At 50.4% G+C, this 24,922-nt stretch carries 21 protein-coding genes; 8 read left to right on the top strand and 13 right to left on the bottom strand.

The genetic code is table 11. The features are described 5' to 3' along the window. Positions 1 to 32 precede the first annotated feature (32 nt). Positions 33 to 1,079: a Fic family protein gene (locus tag B7990_RS13085; RefSeq protein ID WP_088641365.1), complete on the bottom strand. Its 1,047-nt coding sequence runs from the start codon at positions 1,077 to 1,079 to the stop codon at positions 33 to 35. Positions 1,080 to 1,379: 300 nt separating this feature from the next. On the opposite strand from B7990_RS13085, the gene B7990_RS13080 reads away from it, so the two are divergent. Further along, complete coding sequence (locus B7990_RS13080; protein ID WP_088641364.1) at positions 1,380 to 1,910, top strand: hypothetical protein; 531 nt, start codon at positions 1,380 to 1,382, stop codon at positions 1,908 to 1,910. A 27-nt stretch (positions 1,911 to 1,937) separates the two neighbouring features. Here B7990_RS13080 and B7990_RS13075 read toward each other — a convergent pair whose 3' ends face one another. Together B7990_RS13075 and B7990_RS13070 are read right to left on the bottom strand one after the other, a co-directional pair. Continuing rightward, positions 1,938 to 2,417 carry an isoprenylcysteine carboxylmethyltransferase family protein gene (locus tag B7990_RS13075; protein WP_088641363.1) on the bottom strand — a complete coding sequence of 160 codons (480 nt, stop codon included), beginning with the start codon at positions 2,415 to 2,417 and terminating at the stop codon, positions 1,938 to 1,940. 19 nt (positions 2,418 to 2,436) lie between these two features. Continuing rightward, complete coding sequence (locus B7990_RS13070) at positions 2,437 to 2,970, bottom strand: flavodoxin family protein (RefSeq protein ID WP_088641362.1); 534 nt, start codon at positions 2,968 to 2,970, stop codon at positions 2,437 to 2,439. Between the two features lie 183 nt (positions 2,971 to 3,153). Here B7990_RS13070 and B7990_RS13065 point away from each other — a divergent pair, with 183 nt between their 5' ends. Both B7990_RS13065 and B7990_RS13060 read left to right on the top strand, forming a co-directional pair. Next, on the top strand, positions 3,154 to 3,399 hold the full coding sequence (locus tag B7990_RS13065) for a TIGR03905 family TSCPD domain-containing protein (RefSeq protein ID WP_088641361.1): 246 nt from the start codon (positions 3,154 to 3,156) through the stop codon (positions 3,397 to 3,399). Positions 3,400 to 3,473: 74 nt separating this feature from the next. Then, positions 3,474 to 3,839 carry a cupin domain-containing protein gene (locus B7990_RS13060; protein WP_088641360.1) on the top strand — a complete coding sequence of 122 codons (366 nt, stop codon included), beginning with the start codon at positions 3,474 to 3,476 and terminating at the stop codon, positions 3,837 to 3,839. Between the two features lie 163 nt (positions 3,840 to 4,002). Here B7990_RS13060 and rseP read toward each other — a convergent pair whose 3' ends face one another. The 6 genes from rseP to dxr form a co-directional block, all read right to left on the bottom strand. Next, positions 4,003 to 5,355, bottom strand: a complete 1,353-nt coding sequence (rseP, locus tag B7990_RS13055) for an RIP metalloprotease RseP (protein WP_254917541.1) — start codon at positions 5,353 to 5,355, stop codon at positions 4,003 to 4,005. 104 nt (positions 5,356 to 5,459) lie between these two features. Next, positions 5,460 to 7,484, bottom strand: a complete 2,025-nt coding sequence (locus tag B7990_RS13050) for a glycoside hydrolase family 9 protein (RefSeq protein WP_088641358.1) — start codon at positions 7,482 to 7,484, stop codon at positions 5,460 to 5,462. Positions 7,485 to 7,697: 213 nt separating this feature from the next. Continuing rightward, complete coding sequence (locus B7990_RS13045) at positions 7,698 to 9,560, bottom strand: glycoside hydrolase family 9 protein (RefSeq protein WP_088641357.1); 1,863 nt, start codon at positions 9,558 to 9,560, stop codon at positions 7,698 to 7,700. A 98-nt stretch (positions 9,561 to 9,658) separates the two neighbouring features. Further along, the gene (locus tag B7990_RS13040) at positions 9,659 to 10,942 is read right to left on the bottom strand and encodes an alpha/beta hydrolase (RefSeq protein ID WP_254917532.1); all 1,284 of its coding nucleotides are present in this window, start codon (positions 10,940 to 10,942) and stop codon (positions 9,659 to 9,661) included. Between the two features lie 121 nt (positions 10,943 to 11,063). Beyond that, positions 11,064 to 13,169 carry a fibro-slime domain-containing protein gene (locus B7990_RS13035; protein ID WP_088641356.1) on the bottom strand — a complete coding sequence of 702 codons (2,106 nt, stop codon included), beginning with the start codon at positions 13,167 to 13,169 and terminating at the stop codon, positions 11,064 to 11,066. A gap of 100 nt (positions 13,170 to 13,269) precedes the next feature. Then, positions 13,270 to 14,418 (bottom strand): 1-deoxy-D-xylulose-5-phosphate reductoisomerase, encoded by a 1,149-nt coding sequence (dxr, locus tag B7990_RS13030; RefSeq protein WP_088641355.1) that lies wholly within the window; start codon positions 14,416 to 14,418, stop codon positions 13,270 to 13,272. A gap of 217 nt (positions 14,419 to 14,635) precedes the next feature. Between dxr and B7990_RS13025 the strand changes: the two genes are divergently transcribed. Next, positions 14,636 to 16,615, top strand: a complete 1,980-nt coding sequence (locus B7990_RS13025; protein WP_088641354.1) for a formylglycine-generating enzyme family protein — start codon at positions 14,636 to 14,638, stop codon at positions 16,613 to 16,615. After that, positions 16,616 to 17,746 (top strand): histidine phosphatase family protein, encoded by a 1,131-nt coding sequence (locus B7990_RS14875; RefSeq protein WP_141099292.1) that lies wholly within the window; start codon positions 16,616 to 16,618, stop codon positions 17,744 to 17,746. Here B7990_RS14875 and B7990_RS13010 read toward each other — a convergent pair. The 4 genes from B7990_RS13010 to pyrH form a co-directional block, all read right to left on the bottom strand. Continuing rightward, the gene (locus B7990_RS13010) at positions 17,712 to 18,599 is read right to left on the bottom strand and encodes a phosphatidate cytidylyltransferase (protein WP_088641351.1); all 888 of its coding nucleotides are present in this window, start codon (positions 18,597 to 18,599) and stop codon (positions 17,712 to 17,714) included. The two genes, B7990_RS14875 and B7990_RS13010, sit on opposite strands and share 35 nt — an antisense overlap. Further along, complete coding sequence (locus tag B7990_RS13005; RefSeq protein ID WP_088641350.1) at positions 18,592 to 19,302, bottom strand: isoprenyl transferase; 711 nt, start codon at positions 19,300 to 19,302, stop codon at positions 18,592 to 18,594. The genes B7990_RS13010 and B7990_RS13005 overlap by 8 nt, the downstream gene beginning before the upstream one ends. Before the next feature lie 8 nt (positions 19,303 to 19,310). Beyond that, a complete protein-coding gene (frr, locus tag B7990_RS13000) occupies positions 19,311 to 19,844 on the bottom strand; it encodes a ribosome recycling factor (RefSeq protein ID WP_088641349.1) in 534 nt (177 codons plus the stop codon). A 181-nt stretch (positions 19,845 to 20,025) separates the two neighbouring features. Continuing rightward, entirely contained in the window at positions 20,026 to 20,730 is a 705-nt protein-coding gene (gene pyrH, locus B7990_RS12995; RefSeq protein WP_088641348.1) for a UMP kinase, read from the bottom strand. Positions 20,731 to 20,894: 164 nt separating this feature from the next. Here pyrH and B7990_RS12990 point away from each other — a divergent pair, with 164 nt between their 5' ends. The 3 genes from B7990_RS12990 to B7990_RS12980 all read left to right on the top strand — a co-directional run bounded on the left by B7990_RS12990 (position 20,895) and on the right by B7990_RS12980 (position 24,921). Next, complete coding sequence (locus B7990_RS12990) at positions 20,895 to 22,841, top strand: M6 family metalloprotease domain-containing protein (RefSeq protein WP_088641347.1); 1,947 nt, start codon at positions 20,895 to 20,897, stop codon at positions 22,839 to 22,841. A 169-nt stretch (positions 22,842 to 23,010) separates the two neighbouring features. After that, positions 23,011 to 23,892, top strand: coding sequence for an electron transfer flavoprotein subunit beta/FixA family protein (locus B7990_RS12985; RefSeq protein WP_014545688.1), 882 nt, complete (start codon positions 23,011 to 23,013; stop codon positions 23,890 to 23,892). 3 nt (positions 23,893 to 23,895) lie between these two features. After that, a complete protein-coding gene (locus tag B7990_RS12980; protein WP_072827777.1) occupies positions 23,896 to 24,921 on the top strand; it encodes an electron transfer flavoprotein subunit alpha/FixB family protein in 1,026 nt (341 codons plus the stop codon). The last annotated feature ends 1 nt before the right edge of the window (position 24,922 follow it).

Here is a 24,922-nt window from a genome sequence, read left to right as displayed (position 1 = left end):
CTACCTTCTCCATAAAAATCCACGAGATGTCGTTACTTCTTCAGATACTTTGTGCCGCGCCCGGCGCCGACAGTCGTGACGACTCCGCTCTTCAGCATCTTTCCCAAAACATATTCGACGGTAGTCGGGCTGACATCGGGAAGAATTTTGCATATCTCGGATTTCGATATCGGGAGAAGGCTATTCAAGACAGTTGCCTCGATGCGGGAAGACTTGGTGATCTTATTAGAATTTACAGTCGCAAAGCGTTTATCCAATTCCTGATAGCACTGATAAAGCATACTTAAAAAATGCTGAACGAACGGGAAATAATCATTGCGACTCTCGTGCCAATTCACGGAAGATTCCCGCAACGATTCGTAATACCACGACTTATCCTTGTTGATTTGTTCTTCATAAGAAATGTACTTGCCGACATCGTAGTCATTCTTGTACAAAAGAAGTAGCGAGAGCAATCGTGACATTCTGCCGTTTCCGTTCCTAAATGGATGAATGCACAGGAAATCAAGCATCACGCATGGAATCAGCAACAGTTTGCTTATCGAGTCATCAGCCGCAGCATCCATGTAAGCAAGTTCAAGTTGTTCCATCGCCTTTTGCGTTTCAGCAGCACTCACTGGAGCAAAGCGAATCTTGCGCATTCCCGACTTGTCGATTTCCAGAATCACGTTGTCTTCGTTTTTGAACACGCCTCCGCGACTTTGGGCGACTTGTGCGAGAAGAGTCCGGTGCAGCGAGAGCATGCTCTGCACAGAAAACGGAATATCACTATAGCCGGTATGGATAAGCGAAAGCGCATCACGATAGCCAGCGATTTCGGCTTCATCGTGATTAAGCGGAGCGCTGTTCTGGTTCACGATTTGTGCAATTCGATCATCGCTAGTAATGATACCCTCAATCGCATTTGAACTCTTGACGGACTGGACCTTGGCTATGGATTCAAGTTCCGTGAAAATTTCCTGATAGGATTCCTTGCGAAACGACGCCATCGTCTTTAACGACGCAATAGAGGACGTCGTATTGACCAAATTTGCGGGCAAAAGCCCATTTTTCAGGAATGAATAATCAAATTTATGCATAATCGTATTCTTTTCTGCATATAATATAGCTTTTTTATGCAGAAAAGTCACAAAATTTGCATAATCATTTCAGAATATTATGCAGATTATTCATTTTAGCACATTACATTAATGCACATCGGCAAGCACACAAGAAAAATTCATCATTTCATGGCAGCGCCGTCAACAATGTTATATTTAAACACAATTATGACTATCATTTATACGAGCTTATGAACGTAATCTTTAGAATCTGCAGAAATTACGGGAGTATTTTTCGACAAAGCCGTAACAAATAAACTTTTTTATATTGTCTGTTATATGAAGAAATCGTTTATTCTCTGTTTGCTGTTTACAGTTTCTGTTTTATTCGCCAGTGAAAATGGAGCCCACAGCGTGAGCCTTAGCTACGGTCTTTTAAACACGACTGGAGCAAGCGTCATGGCAGCAAATGCGCTAGTCAGTTACTTTGGTGGTGACAAAGAAGACCTAAAAGATGTCAATCTTTTAACAATGAGTTCGTTCAATGTCGCATATGGATACGAGCTATGGGGAAAATTGGAAACCGGCGGCATACTGACATATTCGTATGTCGGTTCCGGTTATAACAATCACACCATTACGTTCATGCCCAAAGCTAAAATTAACTGGATTAACGAATCTAATTTTCGTTTTTACTCTCTACTGGCAATTGGAACCGTATTCCTTTTCAACAGTGAAGAATTTAAAGCAAATACACTTTGGCATTTGTCCCTTGCGGGATTTGAATTTGGAAAGGACACATCCTTCTTTTGGCAGTTTGGAATCGGGCAGGCCGGTTTCATGGCTTGGGGTGTAAAGTTCAAGCTGTAAAATGAATTACATACAAAATCTCAAATTTTAGAACCGGCGTGAGTGTTTGCAATACTCTTCGTATTCTTCGCCGAAGTCGCGGCGGAGGCGTTTTTCTTCGCTCAGCACCTGCACCATCATGATGGCAAAGAAGGCGACAAATACGACGCACGATTGCCAAGTCCACAGCCACACGGCGGCACCCACGAGGTAAACGAGAGTCCCGGTCAGCATCGGGTTGCGATTGATTTTATACGGGCCTTCGACCATCAGGTGCTGCGTACGCGGGGCCACTTCGTGGCCAAAAGCATCCATCGGATTGCCCTTGCCGCGATTGCGCATGTAGACGATAGTCCAAACACTCAGCACAAGGCCCACAAGCATCACGACAGGCGCCACAACGCAGCGCCAAGCATCAACAGGCCAAAGCGCGGGCATTCCAGATGCAAGCCACATGATTGTCGGGATGAGCATCACAAAGAGAATCCCACCTAACAAATAGCCGATAAAATCACGAAAACGTTTCATTTTCCCTCCTTACATATTTTTAAAGACTTTGTCCTAACTCAAAAGCTTTTTGGAGCGCATCTCCGTTCTTGACATCGCCTTTATCTTTTGCGCCACGCACAAGCACTTGGCCCATGTCCTGCAACTTGAAGAAATTCAAGCAAAGCTTGTACTGCGTGAGGATGCCATCGAACAGTTCCGGAAGCGAAGCCGCACCGACCAGAAGCAAAGCCATCTTGTGGATGTGAAACGTATCGCGGATCGGATTGTGGAAACGGTCGATGACTGCTTTCAGCTGTGCGCTCAAGCCGTAGAAATAAACCGGCGATGCAATCACGAGCATTTCGGCATTCGCCATTTTGTCGTAGACGATTTGCATATCATCTTTCTGGCAGCACTTGTGGTCATCGCGGGCAAAGCACGAATTGCAACCGATGCAAGGATTGACCTTGTAATCGTGAACAGAAACGACTTCGACTTGGTGCTTTTGCGAAGCGCCCTTTACGAACGATTCCACCAGCAAATCCGTATTGCAGCCCTTGCGCGGGCTACCCGAAAGAACAAGAATATTCATACCTAAACCATTGCCATATAGTTTGTTGCTATAATCTATAAAAAATAACTAGCGATCGCTAAGTCGCCACGCGGTATGACAAGACATTCTATATTTAATGCAAATCAAGACTTCACTGGATCCTTCGCGTTGCTCAGGATGACGAGACGCGCAGACATTACAAATCACAACAACGGGTTTACTATGGAAGAGACATTTAAGACAAAAGGTACATGCGCAACGACGATTCAGTTCACGCGTGACGGAGACATTATCCGCAACATCCGCTTTACGGGTGGATGCAACGGAAACCTCAAGGCCATTGCAAAACTTTGCGAAGGCATGAAGGCCGAAGACATTGCAGCCAAGTTGCTCGGCAACACCTGCGGCGGAAAGCCAACCTCTTGCGCAGACCAGCTCGCCCGTGCCGTTCTCGGGATGGAAGCCTAAAACCTGCAAAATACAGAAGATTAGCACAGCATTGAGCCATTTGTGCACAATAAAGAGCTATCTTTGTACACGAAATGGAACTGATTAAAAAGTACGACATAACGGTTTTGTGCAACCCAGGAGTGGAATCTGCACAGATGCTCACGCCCGAGAACAGCAGATCAGAAAAGGTTTCGGTCACGAAAGTTTCTGTCATGCCGGGTGCAGAACAGCCGCGCCATAAGCATTATACGTCGGAACAGGTTTGGGTCGCGGTTCAAGGCCGTGGCGTTTTGTTGCTTGCCGACGATAAGGAAGTTCCGTTTGAAGCAGGCGATGTCGTGCGATTTGCAGAGAAGGAAATTCACGGGCTGCGCAATATGGGTCCCGAGATTTTCGAATACATTTGCATCAGTACACCGCCGATGAATTTCGCGTACGCGTACATGCAAGCGAGATAAATGGAGATTCCCGCTCGGAGGCGGGAATGACAATGGAGCCGAGCGATGCAGAAACATGCTTGCATGTTTCTATATCCGAGGCGAACATGTCAAGCCCCGTTAGGGGAATGACAAGAGGGTCTCGAAGAGGAATGACAGTAAAGGCGGCCGAGGCCGCCATTTTCTATTTCAAGAAGAGCGAGATTTTCCCGAAATCGAGAATCGTGATAAAAACGAAGAAGCTGATGAAGAATGCCGCCGCGACGTTCTGGATCACGGATTGCGTCTTGAGGCTTAACGGCTTGCCACGCACTTTTTCTATGCCAAGGAACAAGAGGAGACCGCCATCGGTAATCGCAAGTGGGAGCAAGTTCATGACGCCGAGGTTAATGCTGATAAGTGCAAGGAGCATGAGGAAGTCCTGAAAACCGCTCATCCACACGTTGCCCATCACGGCGACAATCGAGACCGGGCCGGAGAAAGCATCGACCTTGACCTGTCCCTGGAACAAGCGCTTGAAATAGCGGAATATGCTCGTCGTCATTTTCCAGCTCGTGGCACAGGTCTTCTCGAACGCTTCGATCGGGCCACGGCGCACGAGGTGCGTTTCGCTGAACATCACATAGCCCATCTGGATTCCGACGATGTAGCGTTTGAATTCCTCATTGTAAGCAGGAGTCATCTTCACGTTGACCTTTTCGCCACTGCGCAAAAGCGTCACGTTGACTTCGGCCCCCTTGGAACCATCAATGAGGCGAATAACATCTTCGTAACGGGAAATGTGTTCACCATTAATTTCAAAGAGCGTATCACCGCGCATGATGCCAGCCTTCTGCGCCGCAGAACCTTCTTTAGGCGGCAGGCGCACAATCACGCGGTTGCGCGGATAAATACCGATATCGCCAATTCCCATCTTTATAGGTTCTGAAGCGGAATCCGCCGCCGGGATCACGAGTTCTTGCGGAACAACCTTGATGGCAAGCGGTTCACCGCCACGATGCACTTCGAGCATCACATCAGCACCAAGGCTCACGCCAATCTGTTCACGAAAATCATCCCATCCTTGCGTTTCCTTGCCATTGATAGACGTGATCGTATCACCCGGCTGGATGCCTGCAATTTCAGCAGACGAATTTTTCGCAACAAAACCGATAATGAGACTCTTATTATCAGGTTCCTGAACGCCAACCATATAAAGGAAAATCAGAAGGATAAATGCAAATGCGATATTCACGAACGGCCCCGCAAAAGCAATCGCCGCTCGAGCGCCAACCGACTTTCCCAAAAAATCATCTTGCGATGGAAGCTTACCATCTTCAATGCTATCTGGATTTTCGCCAGCCATGGCGACGTAACCGCCAAAGGGAATTGCCGAAATGCAATATTCCGTTTCGCCTTTCTTGAATCGGAAAAGCTTTTTGCCAAAGCCTACAGAGAACGTGTTCACTCGGACTTTGTTCCACTTGGCGACAATAAAATGGCCTAATTCGTGAATGGTCACGAGAAAGCTCAACGCCAGAAGCCCCAAAACGAACATCAACAAATTATTTAAGATACTCGACATCATACGGTCAATGTAGAAAAAAACGGCGCCCCAGACAGGGCGCCATTTGACATTCTATGAATATTAGAAAATAGAACTTACTTAATTCTATGTCCCTTCAAGTCAAAGCGCTTGCCGTCCTTTTCAACGAAGAGCTTCTGGTCGTCGAAACGGAGGCGCGGCTGCGTCGAGCGAACAGCCTTGTAATCCACCGTAGCGTGAATTGCAATCGTGCCCTGCGAACTGGAAGATTCAATGCTTGCAGAAGAGCTAGAGGAGCTTGCGGGCATCTCGGAAGAGGAGGAATTGCCAGAAATCGCGGAAGAACTACTTGCAACTTCAGAGGAGGAACTCTGCGGTACGCTCGAAGATGAGCTTGCGGGAACATCAGAAGAACTAGAGGCCGGCACGTCTTGTCTTGCGACGCCTGCGGCTGCAAATTCTGGTGCATAGCCCGCGTTGATGGCTTCGATAGCGCCAGCGAGGTATGCAAGAGGAGCGTTCCAGTTGATAGCGACTTCGTTCGTGGCGTAGCTGCAACGCTGATCGGTGTAAGCGGTTGCCGCCTGGCCCTTGCGATAATCAGCGCACTTCCATTCGGCGGCAGAGCCAACGTCTTCGCCGCCCGGCTGCGGGCCACCCACAAGCATACCCGGAATCGGTTCTTCTACGTTATCCGAAGTACTCGGGCGGTGGTGCGGCATTTTCGGAGACTTGGTGCCGTAACCGGTCACAAAAGACATGTCGAGCGGGTTCTTGCCAAGGAGGTAATCAAGAACCTTGACGGCAGCCTTGTAATACTTCTGTTCGCCCGTGAGGTAGTAGGCATGCAACAGCCAAACGCCCTGATTGGAGGCAACCGCATTGGAACCCCATACAAAGTCATCCTTTGCCATCACAACGCCAAAGCCTTTTTCAGCGCGGTTAGCAAAGTTGTCTGCCGTGCCCAAAATCTTTTGCTTGGCTTCGTTTGCATCGCCACCAAATTGCGCCTGATGCGTAGCCTTTTCGTACGTGGCAAGGCCCATGACATCGCCCCAGTAAGAGACGTATTCCGAAGAGCCGGACTGCTTGTAAGAAGCATCACCCGTCGTGATGAAGAGTTCTGTCCCGGCAAGAACCTTTTCGTCGTTCGGATTGTCGTTTTCATAGGCACCCGTCGAGACATCCGACGGATTGGCAAGATAGTTGCGGCTCGGGTTCTGCTGGCCCCAAGCGTAAGCTTTTTTAGCGGCTTCAAGGCACTTGGAAGCATAAGTCGCGTCGAACGGCTTGTAAATGCGGGAAGCCATTGCCATCACGGCAGCAAAGTCAAACGTGCCCGCCGTGCTCTTGCCGATGGCGTAAAGTTTGGAATTGTCCTGCGCCGGCATCACATCGCCCGGGAATCCGAGAGAGGTAAGCTTGTGGTAGACGCCACCGTCAGAAGCCTGCATGGTGAGCATCCAGTCGAGATTGTACTTGATTTCAGCAAGCAAATCCGGTAGGGAGCCTTCAGCCGGGATGTTCCACTTGAGCGTCTTGAAATACTGTGGGAAGTGTTCGTAAAGAGAGAGGAGCGTGTAGGTCGTGATGCCCGAGTTCACAATGTAACGGCCGTAGTCGCCAGCATCGTACCAGCCCTTGGTAGAATTGATCGTGCCCGAAGCACCCGTAGAATTGTGAAGTTCGGCAGTCGGATTCGTGTGGCCGGCTGCGCGGGCCCACTTGCCTGCGTACTGGCTTTCGAGAGCCATGGAAGCGCGCTGGTAGTAGAACCACTTGATGGAAGCCTTGACGATTTCTTCGTACGTCTGGGATTTCACGACGAGGTCGGAACGGAGCACATTGCCGTTTACCTTGATGCTGTACTTGCCCGCTTCAGCGAGCTTGGAGAAATCAACGAGCTGGACATTCTGACCGCTCGCATCCCAGTAAGAAGCGGCCTTAGGCGTCACGGAGAGAACCACCTGACCGGCAGCATTTACGAAATCCACGCTGCCATTAGCATCGACCAAGGCGAGTTCCTTGAAGTCGCCCGGACGGTAGCCAATTTGATTGATATAGGCAGTCACTGCGAAAGCTGGGGCTGCGACGAGCGCGGCAAGCGCGACGGACTTTAACGCATGATTTTTCACAAACATCCTCGTAAAAAAGTGCAAGTTTTTGGTCCATATAATATAGAGCCGTTTGAACGCATTTCCCACCCGCGAGAACGTTATTTTACAGAAAAGTGTAGCAAGTGTTTGGTAGGAAATTATGGTTCCTCCTAACGGAGGATGACGAAATGCCACAAAAAACGGCGTCCCGGAAGGGGCGCCGTTTCTGCATTCTATGAATATGGATTTTGGGGAATTCTATTTCATGCGGTGACCCTTGAGGTCAAAGCGCTTGCCGCTCTTTTCGATAAACACCTTCTGATCAGCAAAACGAAGACGAACACCATCGTTTGCTTTCATACGACTTCTTGAAACGGAAGGCTTGATCGCAGAGGTTCCCTTTGCAACACCTTCTACAGCAAAGGACGGAGCGTAACCAGCATTCAAGGCTTCCATAGCGCCAACCAAGTATGCAAACGGAGCATTCCAGTTGATGGCCACTTCGTTCGTGGCATAGCTGCAACGGTCATCGATGTAAGCCGTCGCAGGCTTCTTGCCAGAAGTATAGTCCTTGCATTCCCAGGACTTGGAACCGATATCTTCTCCACCCGGCTGCGGACCGCCAACGATCATGCCCGGGACAGGATCCGTTACCTTGTCAGCAGTACTCGGACGATGGTGCGGGAGTTTGGCGGACTTGGTACCGAAACCCGTCAAGAAAGACATATCGAGCGGATTCTTGCCAAGCAAGTAGTCCACCACCTTCTTTGCAGCTTCGTAATACTTCTGTTCGCCCGTGATATAGTAAGCATGAAGAAGGAATACGCCCTGGTTGCCAGCAACAGCATTCGATCCCCAGACAAAATCGTCTTGAGACATAACAACGCCAAAGCCCTTCGAGGCTTCATATGCAAATTCATTAGCATAGTCCGTAAGCATTTTCTTTGCCGTAGCGGCGTCAGCACCAAGTTCCGTCGCATGAGTTGCGGCACCATAAACAGCAAGGCCATACACTTCAGGCCATGCAGGAACAATGCTCGTTTCGTTCGGATTCAAAGTCGGCTTATAGGAGGCTTCGCCCGTAGAAATAAACAATTCCATACCTGCAAAGACCTTTTCGTCATCCAGCTTGCCATCGCTATAAGAACCCGTAGCCACATCCATCGGATTGTTGAAAGCCTTTTCTGGGTTCTGAGCGCCCCAGGCATAAGCCTTCTTGGCAGCTTCAAGGCACTTCGTTGCGTAAGTTGCGTCAAACGGCTTGTACACACGATATGCAGTAGCCATCACCGCCGCAAAATCAAACGCGGCCGCAGTTCCCTTGCCAATCACATAAAGCTTTTCCGTATCCTTCGCGGGCATCACGTCGCCCGGGAACTGAAGCGTCGTAAGCTTGTGATAGACACCGCCATCTTCTGCCTGCATGGTAAGCATCCAGTCAAGATTGTACTTGATTTCAGCAAGCAAATCCGGGAGGGTTCCGTCGGCCGGAATGTTCCACTTGAAAGTCTTGAAATAGTCCGGGAAATGCTCGTAAAGAGAAAGGAGCGTATAAGTCGTAATACCCGAGTTCACGATATAGCGGCCATAGTCACCAGCATCGTACCAGCCCTTGCTCGATTCAATCGTTCCCGAAGCACCCGTAGAACTGTGGAGCGTCGCCGTCGAGTTCGTATGGCCAGCAGCGCGTTTCCACTGCCCCGCATACTGTTCTTCCAGTTCCATGGAAGCCCGCTGATAATAGTACCACTTCAAAGCAGCCTTAGTAACATTTTCAAACGGCTTCTCGGCAATTACCAAATCGGAACGGAGCACCTGCCCACCCTGCTTGATGGAATAAGTTCCAGGAACAGTCAAGGCGGAGAAATCGACAAGCTGCACATCCTGACCGCTCGGATTCCAGCGGGATGCCGCTTTCGGAGTAGCCTGAAGTACAGTTTGACCGGCGGCATCTACAATTTCGATATCACCAGAACCTTCAAAAAGAGTAAATTCCTTAGGATCTGTGGTACGGTAGCCAACCTGGTTGATATAGGCAGTCGCAGCGGTCGCAGCCGTAGCAAGCGAAAGAACCGTAGCTGCGAGGGGGATATACTGCTTTAAGCCAAATGAAACCTTCATAAGACACTCCTTTCCATTTTCACAATATAAATTTACCCCTAAAAAAAAGAATTGCCCAACTTTTGTTGGACAATCTGGTTACAACTGTACCCAATGTATTATTTTTTCGCAAATTTTATGATGCTTGTCACACCCGAAGGCGATTCCACCATAATCCCGTAAACGCCCACCGGCAATAGGGACAAGTCAAGTTCCTTACGGAAGAATCCGCTAACTTTACGCGCCCCGTCTACAGAAATCACCGTATAACGGAACACCGCCATAGATCCCTGAACCGTTAAGCGATTTCCATAAATCTCTACACCATGGGACTTTGCAAATTCCGGCAACACGGTCCTGCCGGAATCCACCTTACTCGTATCCGTCCTAGCAGTATCCCTTGCAGAAGTATCTATCACGGACGTATCCCCAGCCACCGTATCCGGCGGGACGCTTGCCGCCTTCGCCTCGCGAGCCTTGTCAAGGAAAGCGACCGCCTTGTTCAGGTTTTCAGTCGCATTCATCTTGTCGCCGCCATGGGAACCGCCTGGCACCTTGACAAATTCCGTTACCACATTATGATTCTTGAGGGAATCATAAAGTTCCTCACTCTGTTCGATATTCACAATATTATCGGACGTGCCATGAAACATGATTATCGGCGGATCGTCATCGCTTGCATAATAGGGAGAACTTGCAACCATCCACTTATCCTTGTTTCCTTCGCGCTCGACACCGATGAAGGCTCCTTCCATTGTTCCAGAACCACCCATGCTAATAGGGTTCATGGTATAAATATCCGTCGGAGGAGACCAAAGCACGGCACCATCCACGCAACTGCTGAATGACGTAAATTCGCCGAGGTCACCCACCAAGTCCACCGTCACCGAACCCGACTTGCCTTCTTTCAAGCCGCAGGTTGTCGCAGTAAGGCTCGAAAGGTGACCTCCCGACGAGAAGCCGGACACAGCCACAAAATTCGTGTCAAACTTGTACTTAGCTGCATTGCCACGGACAAAACGGACCACAGCCTTGATGTCGTGAAGCTGCGCCGGATACTTGGCGTCACTTGCAGAACGGTGATTCGGAGTCACGACGGCATAGCCCGCCTTGACATATGCGGAACAGATGGTGCTCAAATCCGCAGAGCCTTTCATGTTGTTAAAGCTCCAGGCACTACCATAAGTATGGATAACCACCGGATACGATTCCTTCGCTTCCTTTGGAATATAAATATCCAGCGTATGGTAGGCCTTTCCGTCGCCTACATAGTTTACATCGGCAGTCTTATCGGCATTAGATACGCTCCCACCACCTTGTGGGCCGCCAAAGCCACCACCGCCGCCCCACTGGGCGAACGCAGAAACAGTGGCAATGCATACCGCCATTGTCATCTTTTTCATATCCACTCCAATCAACACCGTCCCTAACACCGGAACCAGCTTTAATAAATTTATATACAATAAAAGCCCCGCTACAAAGCGGAGCCTCAATTTCGTTGTTCAGGATTACAACCCCCAAAACTTATTCAGCACATGAATTGATCAGCTTGTTCAGTGCGTTATTCGCGGTAAAGGTCACAATCTGTTTCCCAGACGAAGAAGCTATGTAGGTCGGCATCATCTTAGACCAGGCCATCATCTGCTTCCAGACATCGCCCAAATACATGTCCGCATCGTTTCCATTTTCAAGAGCCTCACTCCAGGGAACATTGAAAGCAACGCGGTCCAAACTACGCAACCCGCCCTCAACAGTGTTACCATTAACATCCTTCAGGACACCTTCGAACTGGTACATCGGTTCTCCATTTTCGTTGGCCGTCGAATCCGTCAACGAGAGCAGATAAAGACCAAACACCTTTGTTTTGCCCTCAGCATCGTCGCGGAGCACGATCATCGACGGCAAATTCCGCGAGGTCATAGCCGCAACGGTAGAATCTGCAAACGGAAGATTCATGTAAATGCGGTTCTGCGTATTGCCGCGAGAATCCTTTACCACTTCGAGCTTGTTCATCGAAAGCGGTTCAACACGGCGCGTTGCACGTTCTACAGGAATCGTGCGGATGTAGATTTCGGAACCGTTCGTCTGGCGGTTTGCATAGAAGATGTGCAAGTGGTGAATGGAACCATCAGCCCAGCCATCCTTTTCCGTAGAGCCATTGCAGTTTTCGTAAGCGGCAAGAGGTTCGCCTTCATGGCATCCGTGGTTGTTTGCGGCAAGCACCTGAAGGTTCACCTGGCTCGGGACAGGCATGTGGTCGCCCCCCATATCGGCAACAAGCACGCCATCCACAAAGACCCACATATCACCGCTACTGATAAATTCGAGATTCTGCGGAAATGTGGCCTGCTTGGCGGCATCATACTTGAAGGTCGAATAGGCCATCATCGTAAAATGGAAATTGCGAAGGTGCTGCATACCAGTCTTGTACCCCATTTCCGCCATGGACACCATAGCAAGCCAAGCAGCACTATATCCAGTGCCCTTGGGATCAGCGGCACGCGGCCCACCCTGATTCAACCATTCATTACAAAGCTGAGCGGTATTATTTCCAAATTCATCCACTTGAGTCGATGCGTACATGTAATTGTACGGCGGGCAAAAAATGGAAAGAGACTGTGGCAAGAACTGTTCACAAGTGCCACTCGGCTGTAACGACGGATCGCAGGGCTTATTCATCACCCATTCATGAGTAATCGGATTGATGCTATCCAGCGGGAAGAATCCAACATCATTATAGCCGCGACCGTAAATGTAATCTTCGGAATCCTCTTTCTTAACAAGATCGAGCGTCGTGTTGACTCGCTTATTCACGGACGGAACATCGGTAAACCACTGATCAAAGTTGGCGTTATCGCAGCGTTCATTCTGCTTACTAATCGTGACGCCATCGATCATGTCAATTTTGCCGTCAGCGCCAGCAGCAAACTTCAAGTAAGGTTGCACCATACCCGTCGTGGCAATCACAGGGTTCGACCAAACCGTTTTGCCATTGGGGCAATCATAGTAGTCAATGGATTCAAGCGCATTCGCATACCCGCGTAAAATCCTGTTGTTACCCAAAAGTCTCTCCTGACATTCACCAAACTGCAGCACCGGACCTGCGGAGGTCTGTCGGAGGTATTCCGGCAAATTCGTATTTTCGTCCATAGGAAGACCGTCGACACCTATTTGCGTTCCCGAGCCATACTGGGCATTGGCACTCACGGTTCCGCAAGAAGCGTGATAAGGAACAGCGGTATACCAATCATCACCGTAGCCATTATCCTTCATCGCAACACCAGTGCGCGTGACATAGTTATAAATGAGATCCAGATGTGCAATGGATTCGTACTCCAGTTGTGTCGTCGCTTCTTCCGAGAAGTTTTCAAAGTCCGAATGATTCGGCTGGAAGTCGCGAATGACGGCGGTCATCGACCCCACATTCAGATATTCGGGTTCAGGCGTTACAGCACCGCCCACAGGCGAAGAGCAAAGCAAAGTTTCAAACGATGACTCATCCCCCGAATGCGATGCGGGATTCTTGCCCGGTTCATCAAGTTGACTCGTCGGATTTTCGGAACAACCTGCAAAAAAAGCAAGCAAAGGAACAGCTACAGACAAACCCGCAACACGCCATGAATTTCTCATAAATTTTTCCTTAAACAAATTGCACAGAATATACAAAAAAAAGCACGACCGAAGCCGTGCTAAACAAACGCATTATTTGCAACAAAACCGCATAAGGCGATTACTTCAAGAAGCCTTCTGTCATGAGGCGGGCTTCCTTGTCAGCTTCGAGAACTTGTTCGAGCGAAAGGTGACCGGTGACATTCGGGGCTTTTTCCATCACCATTTCCACGTACTTCGGAATATCAGTGAACTTGAGGTTACCCTTGAGGAAACGGTCCACGAGGACTTCGTTTGCGGCGTTCATCATCGACGGCACGATACCGCCACGGCGGCCGGCTTCAAAGGCGAGGGCAAGGCAACGGAACTTGTTGAAATCCGGTTCGAAGAACGTGAGCTTTGCAAGCGTCGGCAAGTCGAGGCGCTTGGTTTCGAGCTTGAGGCGGTCGGGCCACGTGAGCGCCACCTGGATAGGGATGCGCATGTCGGGAGCGCCGAGCTGAGCCATCAAGGAACCATCGCGGAACTGCACCAAAGAATGCACCATAGACTGCGGGTGAACCACAACCTTGATCTGGTCATACGGAATGTGGAAGAGGAAATGAGCTTCGAGCACTTCAAGGCCCTTGTTCATCATGGAAGCAGAGTCAATCGTAATCTTCTTGCCCATGCTCCACACAGGGTGATTGAGGGCATCGGCGACGGTGATGTTTTCGAACTTTTCAATAGGCCATTCGCGGAACGGGCCACCCGAAGCCGTGATTTCGAGGAATTCCACTTCGGATTCGCGCTTGCCACCTTCGAGACACTGGAAAATGGCGCTATGTTCGGAGTCAATCGGCGTGATGAATGACTTCGGATTTTCAGCAAGCTTGTCCCAAATGACAGGGCCTGCCATCACCATCGTTTCCTTGTTTGCAAGGGCGACATGCTTGCCATGTTCAATAGCGGTAATCGTCGGGAGGCAACCCACAGCGCCCATCAAGGCGTTGATGATGATGTCCGCCTTCGGGTCAGCAGCAAGTTCGCAGAGGCCATCCATACCGGCAAGCACCTTCTTGTCAAGCATACCTTCGAGTTCCTTGGCGGCAGCTTCGTTGAACATGCAAACACGTTCGACATTGTACTTGCGCACGATTTCAGCAACCTTCTCGACACTGCTATTGGCAGCCACGGCGTAAAGGTTGAAGATATCCGAATGCTGGTGAATGACATCGACGCTAGAGGTACCGATAGAACCGGTGGCACCCAAAAGAACAACGTTTTTCATTTAAGAACCTCAGTGATTGCTTTTTCGGTAAAGATAGAATAAAGAGATGATCCCGCCAAGAAAGCAAGCTTTAAATTCTAGGGTAACATACATATGGAGATAAACGATTTATCCATATATATGCTTGCGTTGAGACAATTACAACATTTTACATTTCAATAAAAAAAATTAGTGTATATTGAATATGGGTTAGGTTTGTTGCTCGAAGGAGGTGCTTATGCGCATACTTTCCTCGGGTGTATATGCTGCGTGTTGTTGCGCAGTCGGGGTGCTTTGGAGCTGTTCGGATTCGTCAAGCAATGACATTTCCGGATCGGACATCAATATTTCATCGTCTGTCGACTATTCCGGGTCTTCCGAGGCAGGCGATTCACCAGACAAAAACTATTCTGCCGAAAATGGCGGAACAAATTCGTCATCATCCATTACAAGTGTATCTGAAAGCTCGTCGGGAACATCGCCGGGCATGTCCACAGATTCGCACAAAAGTTCTTCGAGTAGACATGTCCACCGGAGTTCATCTTCGAGTTCCGAGCAAGGAAAATCGTCTGGACTTCAAGTAAATTCTAGTTCCAGCGAAGAGTCTTTTGTCTACACCTCGCCTGCAAATTTCGCCGATACGGTAAACGGCGTTGTATTCAACATGGTCTATGTAACAGGCGGTTCTTATACACGAGGCTGCGACAATTGCGCCGAACAAGATAAAATTTACGAGAGTCCATCACACAAAGTAACAGTCGATGAATACTTCATTGCCAATACCGAAGTGACTATTGCACAATGGAACGCTGTAATGGGCGGTAAAAAGAGCGCCTGGGAATCGGACAAGGCCCCCAAAATTGGAGTAAGCTGGTTTGACGCCAACAATTTCGCCTGCAAGCTTTCGCAACAGACAAGGCGTCAGTACCGTTTGCTCACGGACGGCGAATGGGAATTTGCGGCACGGGGCGGCAAGGACGGCGTTTCAGACAAGTTTAAGTTTTCAGGAAGCAACAACGTCGATGATGTGGCATGGTATTCCGAAAACAGCGGCGGAAAATCGCACGATGTAGCGACCAAGAAGCCAAACAAGCTAGGACTTTACGACATGAGCGGAAATTCCTGGGAATGGGTGTACGACTGGCTCGTAGGCTATACATCTGACGACAAGGTGAACCCGGTACAGCTCACTGGTTCCGGCAACAAGACGCGTCGAGGCGGAAGCTACGGGGAACCCGCAGAGTTCGCGCGAGTGAGCCGTCGCGCCATCCGCAGCCGCGATGGCGCCGCCGACATGGGGTTCAGACTCGGCATGTCCACAAAGCTCCCGCCGGGAATGGTCAGCCCTTGCGAAGCTGCAAACCCATCGGCCGCCGTCTGCCAAGGCGACAAGAACCGCGACTGCCGTTTAATCACAGCTTCTGACGAAGCCTGGATCAGCGACGATTACACCGTAATCATCAACGAAGACGGGATAGCGGCCGTGTCCGGATTCCCGAATGTTTCAGGACAATGGTACACGCTCAACAACCGCAGCTTTAACGTTGTCACCAAGAACGGCACCAAAACTTACGCTTATTACGTGTTCAGCGAAGATGAACTCACGATGATCAGTGACGATGGCATTCCCTATCGTCTGTACCGCCGAGCCGCAAGCGAAGCGAAGAGCAAAGTGAGTATCCCCACGGTAAGCAACCCCAAAACATTGGCACAGCTTATCGCAGCCGTGGAACCCGAACGAATCGTGAGCGATGAACAGCTCGCCCACCCCGATACTAGTGTGCGAGACCCGCGCATTGCGGCTGCAAGTGGTTACACCTGGTTCTTTGACGGGCGTTGCTGCGGTGGAAACCACAAGTACCGTTTCCACCTCGACAAGAATGGCGATGCAGAATTCGTCGTCATGGATTACGACGACACCCACCACGAAAACATCCTTGCAAAAGGCCGCTGGTTCACGGTCGGAAATATCGGACTGCACATTATATTTAACGGAAAATATTACAACTACCTCTACACGGCCGGTGAACGCACCATGAGTTATAGCGAGTACATGCCGGCAGGCCCCATTTTCTGTCATATTTCTTTCCAGAGCTACGAACGTGGAGATTTCCGCATATTCAACAAGACTTTATTCGACGACAAGATTAAACGCCCACGAGGCTTCAACGGAGAAGAACCCGTCTACAAAGCAGGCGATTACCAGTGGGGTTCGTAAATGCAAAAACTCAACCATAGCGTGCTCCGCGCAATTGCGACAAAGCCCCTATTTGTCGCAATCTCATTCACAGCGATGCTTTCAGCCTGTAGCGACACCACATTCTCAACAGCTCCTGAAAGCATCGCTTCATCCTCAACAACAACTGAGGAACTATCGTCATCGGAGGTCGCAACCGTTGAATCATCCGGCTCAGCAATTCAACAAAGCTCGTCGTCAAGTGGAACAAAAAATAATTCCAGTTCATCACGAAGCAGCCATCGACGATCTTCGTCTTCTGTAGCACAAACAAGCTCATCCATAATTTCATCTTCGCAAGACACGCCAGTTTCTTCGTCTTCAGATGTAGCAAAATCTTCCAGTTCCTCGCAAACATCGCTACCAGCAAAAGAGATTTCGCTCGACGAGAACGGTTTTGCAACTGTCGCCGACGTCTACAAGAGTCTTACCGCAGACGAAAAAGCGGTATTCATCATTCGACATTCCGAACGCGAAGATGACGTCGCTATAGAAACGGAACTCACCGCCAATGGCGTAAAGATGGCCCAAGACCTAGGCGCCACCCTCAAAAGCGATGAAGAATTTTCATACATCACTTCTGGATTTGTGCGCACTAATGAAACCGCAAACAACATTTCAAAAGGCCGCGGAGAAGCAAGTCTCCCGAAACTCATCACCAACTACGACATCACCGGAAACTGGTTCCTGAAAATTTCAGCAGATTCGCTCGCACAGTACGCCACCAAGCTCAACATGAAAGGCAGTTCTGTCGAACTCATGGCTCATTGGGCATACGATGGCGGCTACCCCGACGTACTCTATGAACTCGCGCCCCGCGCCGAAGAATTCATGCAGAAAGTCATCCTCAAGAATTTATCCAAATGGAAGCGCGTGAGCATAATGGTCTCGCACGACATTCTCGTGATGCCACTCACCGTATTCGGTTCAAACAAAAAAGTAGCCCTCAAATACCACGTGGACTACCATTGGATAAATTACATTGCCGGACTTGCAATCATCATCGGAACAGACAACAGTATGCGTTATGTTCCCGTGAAGGGAGCTGCATCAGGCGTTATCGACTATCTTGCCATTTTCATGGATGGACGACGCTCTTCAAGAAGTCCATGAAGATGTATAGGGCAGGTGCTGCGAGGAGGAACGAGTCGCAACGGTCAAGCACACCGCCGTGCCCAACAAACAAGTTCCCAGAATCCTTTGTGCCGCTCCAGCGCTTGAGAGCAGACATCAAGAGGTCGCCCACCTGGCCAGCTACCGTGATGAGGAGGCCAATGACGATTGCCGATGTCCATGTGAAATTCATTTCGAAAGAGCTGAGAGCAGCGCTGCACTTGACCCAGTACGCAACCCAGGCAATCGTAGCGATGGAGCCTGCAATCGAGCCTTCCCAAGTTTTCTTCGGGCTGATGCTCGGAGCAAAAGGATGACGGCCAAACGGCCCCTTTCCTGCAGCGAACTTTCCAAAGAAGTAAGCAACCGTGTCACAGAGCCACACCGCCGTCATCACGAGGATGAACGGGTAGCAATGTTCAAAGCCCTGGCCGTTGCCCATCATGAGCACATTCATGCCGCCCCAGAACCCCACGTACAGCGGAGCGCCAAGCTGCATCACAAGCCATGGGAACAAGTGGTCAATCTCAACCTTCGCATAGGCGACGCCAATGTAAATCGCGAAAATGGCGAGGAACGTCATGCCGACAACGTAAGGTACAGCCGGGAGGCCAAAGTAGCCGCCCTTCGAAAGCGCCCACGCAAGCGTCAACGCCATAGTCGATGCAAACGAGAGATAGCGCATGTCCGGGCCTGCATACATCTTGGAAGCCATACCGGCCCACTCCCAGGCGCCCACAGCGCCCAGAAAACACATCAGTCCAATGCGACTAAAGTCGTTGAACCAAAGTAAAACAAAAACGATTGGAATTGCAATAAATGCAGTGATCAATCGCTGAGCCAAATTACTCATGAAGAACCTTCCCAAAACGGCGTTCGCGAGTATTATAGAACTCGACCGCCTTCATGAACTCTTCCTTCGTGAAATCAGGCCAGAGCGTGTCCGTCACATAGAACTCGCTATAGGCGGCCTGCCACAGAAGGTAGTTGGAAAGCCTGAATTCGCCACCCGTGCGGATAATCAGGTCCGGATCGGGAGCGCCCTTCAGGTACAAGTGTTTTGCAAAAACGTCGTCGTTGATTTCGTCGATAGAGAGCTTGCCTGCAGCAACTTCTGCCGCAATGTGCTTTGCCGCTTCGACGATTTCCTGACGACCGCCATAGGAGATGGCAAGGTTCAGCTGCATACCCGTATTGTTCGCCGTCTTATCAATCGCCATCTGCAAGTTGGTACGCGGCTTCTCGGGCAAGCGGCTGATGTCTCCGATGACAATCAGCTTCACATTCTTTTCCATGAGGTCCGGAATTTCCTTGTAAACCATCTCGATGAGGAGGTTCATCAGGTAATCCACTTCCTTGGACGGGCGGCCCCAGTTTTCCGAGCTGAACACATACAATGTCATGTGTTCGAGCTTGAGGTTCACGCCCATTTCCACAGCGTCAATTGTTGATTCCGTGCCCTTGCGGTGCCCCAGGAACCGTTCCAGACCGCGACGGCGGGCCCAACGGCCATTACCGTCCATGATGATGGCAATATGTCTAAGCTGATTGGCCATAGAACCTATTACACCTTGAGGATGTCGGCTTCCTTTTCAGCAAGGAGAGCGTCGATCTGTGCGATAGCCTTGTCAGTTGCCTTCTGGATTTCGTCCTGCTGCTTCTTGACGTCGTCTTCGGAGAGTTCCTTGTTCTTCTTGAGGGCGTCGTTAGCATCACGGCGAATGTTGCGGATAGCCACGCGGCCGTCTTCAGCATGCTTGCGGGCGATCTTAGCGAGTTCCTTACGGCGTTCGGTCGTGAGGATCGGGAGCGTCACGCGGATGCAGTTGCCGTCCTTCATCGGGGTAAGGCCGATGTTAGCGGCGAGGATAGCCTTGTCGATCGTATCGACGAGCTGCTTTTCCCACGGGGTCACGAGCAGCATACGCGGTTCAGGCACAGAAATCTTTGCGACCTGAGAGATCGGAGTCGGAGTGCCGTAGTAGTCGATGCGCACACCGTTGAGGATAGCCGGGCTAGCCTGGCCAGCACGGATCTTGGAAAATTCACGTTCGGTGGCCTCGATGGCCTTGTCCATTTTTTCAGAATAATCTGCCATAGTAGTTTTTAGTTACTAGTTACTAGATGATAGTTACTAGGTAAAAGGTTAAAGGTTTTAGTGATATCTTCTAGAGGCTAAATATAAATAAAAGCAAGGCTAGTATTACATTTTCGGCCTATTTAAAACACAAAAACACCCCCGCAATCGCAAGGGTGCATAATTGTAAGTTATTTATAATTTAGCAGTGGACAAGCGTACCGAGGTCGCCTTCGACGGCAGCGCGCGTGAGGTTGCCCTTTTCCATCTTGAACACGAAAATAGGCATGTTGTTTTCCATGCAGAGAGCGACTGCTGCGGTGTCCATGACCTTGAGGCCGCGGGAGATGACTTCCTTGTAGCTGATGTCGTCAAAGCGCGTTGCCGTCGGGTCCTTGACCGGGTCTGCAGTGTAGATGCCGTCAACCTTGGTGGCCTTCATGATCACGTCGCATTCGCTTTCGATAGCGCGGAGAGCAGCACAGCTGTCCGTCGTGAAGAACGGATTGCCAGTACCGGCAGAGAAGATGACCACGGAACCAGCGGACAAAAGCTTGAGAGCCTTGCGACGGTCGAAGAATTCGCAAACCGGTTCCATACGGATAGCGGACATCACGACGGAGTCGATGCCCTGCTTGTCGAGAGCGTCCTGCATGGCAAGGCCGTTCATCACGGTGCCGAGCATACCCATAGCATCGCCCTGGGCGCGGTTCATGCCGCCTGCAGAAGCGGAAATGCCACGAACGAGGTTGCCACCGCCAATCACGAGAGCGACTTGCACACCCTGCTTGACGATAGAAGCAATTTCGGAGGCCATGTCAGAAAGAATCTGGTTGTCGATGCCGTGGCCCTTTTCGCCTGCGAGGGCTTCGCCACTGAGCTTGAGAAGAATGCGTTTGAATTTCATAAGTTGGTCACTAGTTATTGGTCATTAGTTTTTAGTGTCTCAGAGGAAATGTAATAAAAATAGGCTATGGCCAACACTAAAAGTCCTTGCTTTTTTCATACGAAACGCCTTCTTACCACTAATTAATGTATTTATAAAAAGAGTTGAAAGGAAAGGGATGTTCTATGAAAACCAAAATTGTATTTGGCTTATTATCAAGCTTATTGTTGCTACCGACGATGCTTTTCGCAGACATCGTATATCAAGGGAAAAGGGTCCAGGAATGGCCAGAAGAAGCTCGGCCGACATTCAACGGTTCAAGCGCCAACAAGCCCAGCTTTATTTTGGCAAGAACGTCCGCAACACAGACCCAAAGCCATTACGCTGCCCCCAAAGGCAAAATTTACAGCCTGACGCTTCTCGTTGATTTTTCGGACCAGAAGGCGCCTGTCTCGGTTGCCGACATTGAAGAATGGCTGAACAAGGAAGGATTCAACAGGGACGGCTGCAACGGATCCGTCCGCGATTACTATCTGGACGTTTCAAACGGGCAACTCGACCTCACCAACGAAGTCTACGGCTGGTACCGCGCAAAGCATCCCAAGTCCTGGTACGAGAGCCTGCAAGGGTACACGGGATCGGATTCGCTGATGAAGGAAGTCTTTGACTATTTCGATCCGCAAGTTGATTTTTCCCGCTACGACAACGACAAGGACGGCACCACCGAAGCGATCAACATCGTGTACGCTGGCGCCGGGCAAACATGGGGACAAGGCTTATGGCCCCACTCGGGATGGTCCAACGAAAAACGCGACGGCGTGAAGCTCACGCACCACCAGATGACGGACATGCCGGGAAAGTTTTCCATTTACGTCTTTGTGCATGAAAGCGGCCACATGATTTTTGGCTGGCCGGACCTTTACTGGTACGGCGACTACTGCACCATGGGCAACCGCGCAAACGACTTGAACCCCGTCGCCATCAACGATTTTTACCGTGCGGACCAAGGATGGATCCCGTTCGTGGACGTGACTAGCGAAGATATAAGCCTCGAAACCACAAAGCCTGGCGAAGTGTGCTACCGCTACAAGAACCCCGCAAGGCCGGACAAAGAAGGCTTGGTATGGTCCTATGTACGCAACACAGGCCGCAACAAAGTTCTTAAAGGTAGCGGACTCTTGATGCAGCACTACGATTTTTCGATCGGCGCCAATTCCTCCGCCGACAAGCTCGGTTTAAGAATCGTACATGCAAGTGCAGCAGGCAAATCTACGGATAACGTTTCAGACCAATGGCCAAGCCCTGGCAGTACAGCAAACACGTTCTTCAGTTACAGCGCCTACCCTGAATTTTCGGATGACAAGTACCCCGCCATCCGCTGGTACAACGGTTCCAAGACAGGACTCAAAATCACAGACATCGGAACGCCCGGCGAAACGCTCACGTTCTGCATCGGCGGGAACTGCCCCGCACAGGAATCGTCAAGTTCAACGGGGATCGCGTCGAGTTCGTCCAGCGCAATTGTTTCAAGTTCCTCGAGTGTGCCGAAGCCCGAGAGCAGCAGCGCCGTCGAAATGAAAATCGAAAAAATTGCATTTGACGTGACGCTCCCGATAGACAACAATTATGCTTACGTCACGCTCGACTTGAAAGGTGACGATGTAGCAAAAATTTTGAACATCAAGAAAAGCGAAATCGCAGATAAAGTCAAGTTCTACGGCGTAGAACCAGACGGTTCGCTCAACAGCCGTACCACCGGCGAAGGGACCGGACACTGGTTTGACAAGGACGGCAAAATCGTCGCCTGGGATCCAAACGGTTCGAGCATCGTTTATTCAAATGCAGACCTTTCGACAATGACGACCAAAATCGGACACATGCCGAATAAAGTCTATGCGGGCGATACATTCACCGTGCGACAAGCGGTCACATACGAAAACAAGCAGGTCACTTTTGAAATCAGAGTCACGATACAGCAAATGACGACAAGGATTTCAAACATCCGCAGTTCAAAGCATGGCAAACCCGGGAATGTGATTTTCAACGCACTCGGCAAGCCCGTCGGCAAAAGGACTGATTCAGGCGAATTGCCCGACCTGCCTAAAGGCGTTTACGTGGAAATAGCGAAGTAAAAGCCGCTTATCACAAAATTATTACACAAATCTTAAAATGGAGTTATTTTCGGCCCGTTCGGAGCATATTCAGAAATCCGGCGGGCTTAATAATTTTATCTTGTATCCGTAAAATTTTGCAGAGTAGCAGGATTTTCAATTAACCGTTAAATTAAAACACTATAGTAATATGAGTCTTAAAATCGTTGTGCTTGCAAAGCAAGTACCTGATACACGAAACGTAGGCCCGGACGCTATGACGCCGCAGGGTACTATCAATCGTGCCGCATTGCCCGCGGTCTTCAACCCCGAAGACCTGAACGCCCTGGAGCAAGCCCTTCGTTTGAAGGACCAGTTCCCTGGTTCCACCATCTCCGTGTTGACCATGGGTCTCCCGAAGTCTGCCGAAGTCGTCCGCGAAGCTTTGTACCGCGGTGCTGACTGCGGTTACGTCGTGACGGACCGCCCGCTCGGTGGTGCTGACACGCTCGCTACGAGCTACACGCTCGCCCAGGCAGTGAAGAAGATCGGTGACTACGACATTATCCTCGGTGGCCGCCAGGCTATCGACGGCGATACCGCACAGGTCGGTCCGCAGATTGCAGAAAAGCTCGGACTTACTCAGGTCACTTACGCCGAAGAAATCTTGAAGCTCGACGAACAGGCACGCAAGGTCGTGATCCGCCGCCACATCGACGGTGGTGTCGAAACTGTGGAAGCACCGCTCCCGCTGGTCGTGACCGTGAACGGCAGTGCTGCTCCGTGCCGTCCGCGCAATGCAAAGCGCATCATGAAGTTCAAGAACGCTACTGCAGTTGCCGAACGCAAGCCGGAAGATGCTGACAAGTACGCAGCTCTCATCGCTAAGAAGCCCTACCTCGACATCCCGCAGTGGGGTGCAGCCGATATCGACGCCGACCCGGCTCAGATCGGTAAGGCAGGCTCGCCGACGAACGTGAAGGCCGTCAAGAACATCGTGTTCAAGGCCAAGGAAAGCCGCACGCTCTCCGCAAGCGACGCCGACATTGAAGGACTTATCAAGGAACTTTTAGACGGGAAGATTATTGGCTAACCTATGAATAACGTATTTGTATATTGCGAAATTGAGGGAACCACCGTCGTTGACGTTTCCCTTGAACTGCTTTCTAAGGGTCGCAAGTTGGCCAACACTCTCGGCGTTCAGCTCGAGTGCATTTGCGCTGGCAAGGGCCTTGATGGCATTGAAAAACAGGTGTTCCCTTACGGTGTGGACAAGGTTCATGTGTTCGACGCCGAAGGCCTGTTCCCCTACACGACCAACCCGCACGCTTCTCTCGTGGTGAACCTCTTCAAGGAAGAACAGCCGCAGATTTGCTTGCTCGGTGCAACGGTTATCGGCCGTGACCTCGGCCCGCGCATCTCTAGCGCCATGCACAGCGGCCTTACCGCTGACTGCACCGAACTCGAAATCGACAGCTTCGAAATGAGCATCGGTGGCGTGAAGAAGTTCTACGAAAACCAGCTCTGCCAGATCCGTCCGGCATTCGGCGGTAACATCGTCGCAACGATTGTGAACCCGGAACACCGCCCGCAGATGGCTACCGTCCGTGAAGGCGTGATGAAGAAGGAAATCGTGGACCCGAACTACAAGGGCGAAGTCATCAAGCACGACGTGGCCAAGTACGTTCCGGAAACGGAATACGTGGTCAAGGTGCTCGAACGCCATGTGGAAAAGGCCAAGCACAACCTCAAGGGCGCTCCGATCGTGGTCGCCGGTGGTTACGGCATGGGCTCCAAGGAAAACTTCGACATGCTGTTCGAACTTGCCAAGGAACTCCACGCTGAAGTCGGTGCTAGCCGCGCCGCTGTGGACGCAGGTTTCGTCGATCATGACCGTCAGATCGGTCAGACTGGCGTGACGGTCCGCCCGAAGGTCTATATCGCTTTCGGCATTTCCGGCCAAATCCAGCATCTCGCTGGTATGCAGGATTCAGGTATCATCATCTCCGTGAACTCCGACCCCGAAGCTCCGATCAACGCTATCGCTGATTACGTGATCAACGGCACCGTCGAAGAAGTTCTCCCGAAGATGATCAAGTATTACAAGGCAAACAACAAGTAAG

The organism is Fibrobacter sp. UWB4 (genome assembly GCF_002210345.1).
In the GTDB taxonomy this organism is placed as follows: Bacteria; Fibrobacterota; Fibrobacteria; order Fibrobacterales; family Fibrobacteraceae; genus Fibrobacter.
The sequence above is the reverse complement of the archived record's forward strand: the minus strand, read 5'-3'. Positions and strand labels throughout refer to the sequence as shown.